Origin of the sequence: Allokutzneria multivorans, from assembly GCF_039537405.1 — a bacterium.
GTDB lineage: Bacteria > Actinomycetota > Actinomycetes > Mycobacteriales > Pseudonocardiaceae > Allokutzneria > Allokutzneria multivorans.
In genome coordinates, this window is the sequence record NZ_BAABAL010000019.1 from 244848 (window position 1) to 251054 (window position 6207).

General features: G+C 71.2%; 7 protein-coding genes and 1 riboswitch. Of the genes, 1 reads left to right on the plus strand and 6 read right to left on the minus strand.

All coding sequences use genetic code 11. The features are described 5' to 3' along the window. Positions 1 to 63 precede the first annotated feature (63 nt). From ABD798_RS29015 to ABD798_RS29040, 6 genes are all read right to left on the minus strand, one after another. Positions 64 to 990, minus strand: coding sequence for an RluA family pseudouridine synthase (locus tag ABD798_RS29015; protein ID WP_344881633.1), 927 nt, complete (start codon positions 988 to 990; stop codon positions 64 to 66). Further along, positions 987 to 1562 (minus strand): signal peptidase II, encoded by a 576-nt coding sequence (gene lspA / locus ABD798_RS29020; RefSeq protein ID WP_344881635.1) that lies wholly within the window; start codon positions 1560 to 1562, stop codon positions 987 to 989. The genes ABD798_RS29015 and lspA overlap by 4 nt, the downstream gene beginning before the upstream one ends. A 17-nt stretch (positions 1563 to 1579) precedes the next feature. Continuing rightward, positions 1580 to 2923, minus strand: coding sequence for an aminotransferase class V-fold PLP-dependent enzyme (locus ABD798_RS29025; protein ID WP_344881638.1), 1344 nt, complete (start codon positions 2921 to 2923; stop codon positions 1580 to 1582). Between the two features lie 37 nt (positions 2924 to 2960). Continuing rightward, positions 2961 to 3075: riboswitch (SAM riboswitch) on the minus strand. A 105-nt stretch (positions 3076 to 3180) separates the two neighbouring features. Beyond that, complete coding sequence (locus ABD798_RS29030) at positions 3181 to 4659, minus strand: potassium/proton antiporter (protein ID WP_344881641.1); 1479 nt, start codon at positions 4657 to 4659, stop codon at positions 3181 to 3183. 108 nt (positions 4660 to 4767) lie between these two features. Then, positions 4768 to 5052 (minus strand): DUF167 domain-containing protein, encoded by a 285-nt coding sequence (locus tag ABD798_RS29035; protein WP_344881644.1) that lies wholly within the window; start codon positions 5050 to 5052, stop codon positions 4768 to 4770. After that, positions 5049 to 5642: a TetR/AcrR family transcriptional regulator gene (locus ABD798_RS29040; RefSeq protein ID WP_344881647.1), complete on the minus strand. Its 594-nt coding sequence runs from the start codon at positions 5640 to 5642 to the stop codon at positions 5049 to 5051. The genes ABD798_RS29035 and ABD798_RS29040 overlap by 4 nt, the downstream gene beginning before the upstream one ends. 61 nt (positions 5643 to 5703) lie before the next feature. Here ABD798_RS29040 and ABD798_RS29045 point away from each other — a divergent pair. After that, a partial coding sequence (locus ABD798_RS29045; protein ID WP_344881650.1) for a hypothetical protein occupies positions 5704 to 6207 on the plus strand: 504 nt, incomplete at its 3' end.

Below are 6207 nucleotides of genomic sequence, written 5' to 3' on the forward strand. Positions count from 1 at the left end.
CCCAATGTGGCATTGGTTACGTCTGACGAAACAAATGCCACATTGGGTACGCAAACGCGGGCGTCAGGATTCGGCGCGGAGGGCTTCGAGGGCGTCGGCGAGGTCGGCTGGGTACTCGGAGACGAACTGCACCCACTGGCCGTCAGCCGGGTGGTCGAAGCCGAGCGTGCGCGCGTGCAGCCACTGTCGCGTGATGTTGAGCCGCTTCGCCAGCACCGGGTCCGCGCCGTAGGTCAGATCGCCGACGCACGGGTGCTTCAGCGCGGAGAAGTGCACGCGGATCTGGTGGGTGCGCCCGGTCTCCAGCTTCACGTCGACCAGGGACGCCGCGCGGAAGGCCTCCATCACCTCGTAGTGGGTGATCGAGTCCTTGCCGCCGTTCATCACCGCGAACTTGTAGTCGTGCTTGGGGTGCCGGTCGATCGGCGCGTCGATGGTGCCGCGCGACGGGTCGGGGTGGCCCTGCACCAGGGCGTGGTAGCCCTTGTCGACCGTGCGCTCCTTGAACGCGCGCTTCAGCACGGAGTACGCGTGCTCGCTCTTCGCGACGACCATGACGCCGGTGGTGCCAGCGTCGAGTCGGTGCACGACGCCCTGCCGCTCGGCCGCGCCGGAGGTCGCGATGCGCACACCGGCCGCCGCGAGCCCGCCGACCACCGTGGGGCCGCTCCAGCCGGGGCTGGGGTGCACGGCGACGCCGACCGGCTTGTCGATCACGACGATGTCGTCGTCCTCGTGCAGCACGACCATGCCCTCGACCGCGATCGCCTGGATCTCGATGGGGCGCTCGGGCTCGGGCAGGGTGATCTCCAGCCAGGAGCCCGCGGTGAGCCGGTCGGACTTGCCGACGGGCTGGCCGTCGAGCAGCACATCGCCCTTCTCGGTCAGCCCGGCGACGACCGTGCGGGACAGGCCGAGCAGCTTCGACAGGCCCGCGTCGACGCGCATGCCCTCCAGGCCGTCCGGCACTGGCAGCGTTCGCGCGCTCACGACTGGGACTCCTTCTTCTTGGAAGACTTCTTCTCGATCATCGTGCCGTCGTACTCCCGGCCGAGCAGCGCCATCAGCACGATGAGCGCTCCACCGACGCAGATCGCCGAGTCGGCCACGTTGAACACCGGCCACACCGAGCCGTCCGGGGCGAACAGCGACAGGAAGTCGACGACGTGCCCGTGCAGGAAGCCCGGCGGGCGGAAGAGCCGGTCGCCGAGGTTGCCGAGGGCTCCGGCCAGCACCAGGCCCAGACCGGCCGCCCAGCCACCGGAGCGCAGGCGCGGCGCGAAGTACAGGATCGCCAGCACCACCGCCGCCATGATCAGCGACAGCACCCAGGTGTAGTCGGCGCCGATGGACCACGCCGCGCCGGGGTTGCGGACCAGCACCAGGTAGAGCCCGCCGCCGAACAGGCGCACCGGTTCCTGGCCCTCCAGGGACGCGACCGCCCAGAACTTGGTGACGATGTCCAGCGCCAGCACCACCGCGGCCAGCGCGGCGAACAAGCCGAGCCTGCGCGGTGGCGGCGGTGGTGTGCTCTCGGTGCTCACCGGGTCATTGTCGCTCACCCGGTCATTGTCGCTGATCAGAGATCGGCCAGGAACGGCGGCAGCGGCCGGGGGTCGTTGCGCGGGGTCCAGCGGCCGTCCACGAGCTCGTACTCCCACTTCGGGCCGTCCGCGACGATCCGCCGCAGCGCGCCGACCACGCGCGAGACGTGCTCGGAGTTGTTGCCCAGGCCCAGGCTGACGCGCAGCGCCCGGCCACCCTCGGAACCGCTCCCGGCGATCAGCCGCTTGGTGGCGATGTGGGCGCAGAACGCGCCGTCGCGCACGCCGATGCCGTACTCCGCCGACAGGATCGCGGCGAGCAGCCCGGCGTCGTGGCCGTCGACGGTGAAGCTGACAACGCCGACGCGGTCCGGCGCCTCGTCCCCGAACAGGGTCAGCTCGCGGAAGCCGGGCACCGTGGCCAGACCGGCCTTGAGCTGGGTGAACAGCTTGTCCTCGTGCGCCTTCACGTCCTCCCAGCGCTGCCGCGCCAGGACTCCGCAGGCCACGGCGAGCGCGTGCACGCCCACGACGTTGGGCGAGCCGGCCTCGTGCCGCTCGGGCACCTTCGACCAGCTCACGCCCAGGTGGTCGCCCCAGTCGACGACGTTGCGGGTGGCTCCGCCGCCGATCAGGTACGGCTCGGCCTGCTGGAGCCAGTCGGAGCGGCCGACCAGCGCGCCCGCGCCGAACGGGGCGTAGAGCTTGTGCCCGGAGAGCACGACGTAGTCCACCTCGGCGGCGCTGGCGTCCACCGGCCGGTGCGGAGCGAGCTGCGCCGCGTCGAGCACGGTCCGCGCGCCGTGCGAGTGCGCGCACCGGACGAGGTCGTTGACCGGCCACACCTCACCGGTCACGTTGGAGGCGCCGGTCAGCACCACCAGGCGCGGGCCGACCGGAGCGGACTTGAGCGCCTCGTCGAGCACGCGGACGGCCTCGGCGGGCGTCGCGGGGGTCTGCAACCGGTTCACCCGGGGACCGCGCCACGGCAGCAGCGCGGCGTGGTGGTCGGTGTCGAAGACGAAGACGCTGGTGCCCTTGGGAACGCTGCGCGCCAACAGGTTCAGCGAGTCGGTGGTGTTGCGGGTGAAGACCACGGCGTCGGTCTGGCGGGCTCCGACGAAGCGGCGGACGGCGTGCCGGGCCTGCTCGTAGATGCGGGTGCAGACCTGGGAGGCGAAGCCCGCGCCGCGGTGCACGCTGGCGTACCAGGGCAGCAGCTCGTCGACGGCGTCGCGGACCTGCTCCAGGCACGGGGCGCTGGCGGCGTGGTCGAGGTTCGCGTAGGGCACCAGCTCGCCCGTGACCAGCGGAACCGTCAGGCGCGAGCCCACGACGGAGGGAACCGAGGAACGGATGGGGGCGAACGCGAGCGACACAGCGACCTCCGTGAGTCCGTGGGACTCGCCGGGAGGGAGTCCGCGCTTGCTCACCGCGTTGCGCGGTGAACCAGGTCCTCACCTAGAGCACCCCACCGCGGTTGGAGGGTTGCCGACCAGCAAGCTAGGGCTTGTCGCTGGCACTCATGACCTTGCGATCGAAAGTAGCCGAGGACGCGCCAACGCGCCAGACCCCGTCCAGATCCTGGAACGCGACCTGCGCCACAGCTGACTGGAGCCGTTGCGGCGCAAGGGAATCAGTCCCCCGACTCGCCCTTCCAGCGCGCGTAGCGACCCGCGCGGTCGATGGCGCGGACCCGTCGTTCGGCGCCCTCGCGCACCTCCTCGGTGGCCACGATCAGCAGCTGGTCGCCCACCTGGATGCGCGTGGTGGGCTGCGGCGTGAACCCGGCCTTGCCGCGCACCACGAGGCTCACCGTCGCGCCGACGGGCAGCCTCAGCTCGGTGATGTAGACGCCGTGCAGCTTCGAGCCCTCCGGCACGCGCACCTGCAACAGCTCCGCGCCCAGCTCGTCCAGCGGCGCCGAGTCGACCTCGACCTGCTGCGGCTCACCTCGGCGCACGAGCCCGAGCATCCGCGCCACCAGCGGCAGCGTGGTGCCCTGGATCAGGGTCAGCACCACGACGAGCACGAACACCACGTCGATCAGCTGCTGCGCGCCGGGGACGTCCTGGGTCACCGGGATCAGCGCGAGCACGATCGGCACCGCGCCGCGCAGCCCCGACCACGACAGGAAGACCTGCTCCCGCCAGGGCACCCGGAACGGCAGCGCGGCGGCGAGCACCGACAGCGGCCTGGCGACCAGCACCAGCACCGCGCCGGTGATCAGCGCCGGGATGATCACGCTCGGCAGCCGCCCCGGCGAGGCGTAGAGGCCGAGCAGCACGAACAACCCGATCTGGGAGAGCCAGCCGAGCCCTTCGGCGAAGGACAGCGTGTCGCTGCGGTGCGGGAGCTTCGCGTTGCCCAGCACCAGTCCCGCGACGTAGGTGGCGAGCAGTCCCGAGGCGTGCAGCTCCTGGCCCGCCGAGTACGCGAGCACGCACACCGCGACTGTCGCAAGTGGATAGAGACCGGTCGCGGGCAACGCCGCGCGGCGCAACGCCTGACCGCCGAACCACCCCAGCGCGATGCCGACGACCGCGCCCACGCCGAGCTCGTAGACCACGAGCGCGGGTGTCCACCAACTGGCCGTCTCCGTGCTGGCGAGGAGGACGACCGCGATGTACACCGGCGCGTCGTTGAGACCCGACTCCAGCTCCAGGGTTCCGGAGATCCTGCGGTGCACACCGAGTCCGCGCAGAACGCTGAACACCGCGGCGGCGTCCGTCGAGGACACCACCGCGCCCCACAGCAACGCGGTCCGCCAGTCGAGGTCGAGCAGGTAGTGCAGGCCCGTCGCCGTGACGCCGATGCTCACCGCGACGGCCACAGTGGACATCGCGATGCCCAGTCCGAGCGCGGGTTTGACGTTGTGCCACCGCGTGGTCAGGCCACCTTCGGCGAGGATCACCACCAGCGCCGCGATGCCGAGGTTCTGCGTCAGCTGGGCGTCGCTGAACAGGATGCCGAAGCCCGCCTCGCCGAGTAACAGCCCGATCCCGAGGTAGAGCAACAACGACGGCAGGCCCAGCCGCACCGAGGCTCGCACGGCGAGCACCGCGATCAGCACGACCAGGGCGCCGATCCCGAGTCCCAGCGACAGCTCCGCCACACCGCCTCCATCGCACGTCCGGTGACCTGAGCCACCATTGTCGCTGCTCGCCGCAAGAATTCGGAGCCGATGAGAGTTCGCTCTCGGGTTTCGAATGCGGTGTAACCCTCATCCGAGCAGTTCGGCCAGCCTCCGCTCGGCGGCCGTGGTGCCCCCTGGAGCCAGATCGAGCGCGATCACCTTGTCCCGCCCGCGATCCCCGGCCACGATCGCGACGTCCTGTCGCCGCACGCCGAAAGCCTTCGCCACCGCGCGCCGCACGGCCTCATTGGCTTTTCCCTCAACAGCGGGCGCGGCGACCGAGACGACGAGCGCCGACCGCTCCCCCGCGTCCCACCGCCCGCCGACGGAGTCCTTGCGAGCACCCGGTTTCACGCGGACGGCGAACCTCACCCGTCCAGCCCCGTGCTCAGCACCTCGACCATCTCGTCGAGGTAGACCCGTTGCGCCGCAAGGGTTTCCGGCAACACACCGGGACTCATCCTGACCAGCTGGGCATGTCCGAGGTACGTCGAGTACGCGACCAGCGCGCGCCGCCGCGCCTTCGCCGGGGAGAACCCGAGCTCTCCGACGATCTCCGCGATGTAGTCCACCCGCCGCTCGGTCACCCGCCGCAGCACCGGCGCCACCAACGGATCGTCGCCCGCCGCCAGCACCGCCAGCTCGATCGAGGCGTCCTCGTCCTCGGTGATCACCTTCGTGATCAGCAACCGCAACCTGCGCAGCGGGTCCGGCTCGTCGCGCACGGCGCTGATCACCGCTTCCGTGTGCTCGGCCGCCCAGCGCTCCAACGTCGCCACGACGAGGGCGTCCCGGTTCGGGAAGTGGTGGTAGGCGCTGCCCTTGGTGGCGCCCAGGCGCACCGCGAGCGGCTCGATCGCCACCGCCCGCAACCCGCCCTCGCCCAGCGCCACCAGGGCCGCCGCCGTCCAGTCCTGCCGCCCCAGCCGCTTCCTGGGTGCCACGTCACGCTTCACGACCACGTTCCATACGCTACCGTACGGTCAGAACCATACGGTGGCGTATGGAAACCGGAGGTGGCACATGATCCACAACGTGCACGAGCGGGACCTGCCCGTCGACACGTCGGTCGCGGGCGCGCTGCTGGAGAACCTGCTCGACCCCGAGACCACGGTCTGGCCCGTCGAGCGCTGGGAGATGATCGAGATGGACCGCCCGCTCGGCGTCGGCGCGCGCGGTGGCCACGGGCCCATCCGCTACGACTGCACCGCCCACGAGCCCGGCAGGCTGGTCGAGTTCACCTTCAGCCCGAAGCTGACCCTCAAGGGCACGCACACCCTGGAGGTGCTCCCGGGCCCGCGCCCCGGCACCTCGGTCATGCGCCACACCATCGCCGGGCGCACCGAGGGCACCATGCGCCTGCTGTGGCCGCTCGTGATCCGCTGGCTGCACGACGCCCTCCTGGAGGACCTCCTCGACCGCGCTGCTGTCGCCGTCGGCCACCCCCCGGCCCGCCCCGCCCGCTGGCCCCTGTGGACCCGCCTCTGCTACTCCCTCTTCGAGACCAAGCCCCCAGCTCAGGTTCAG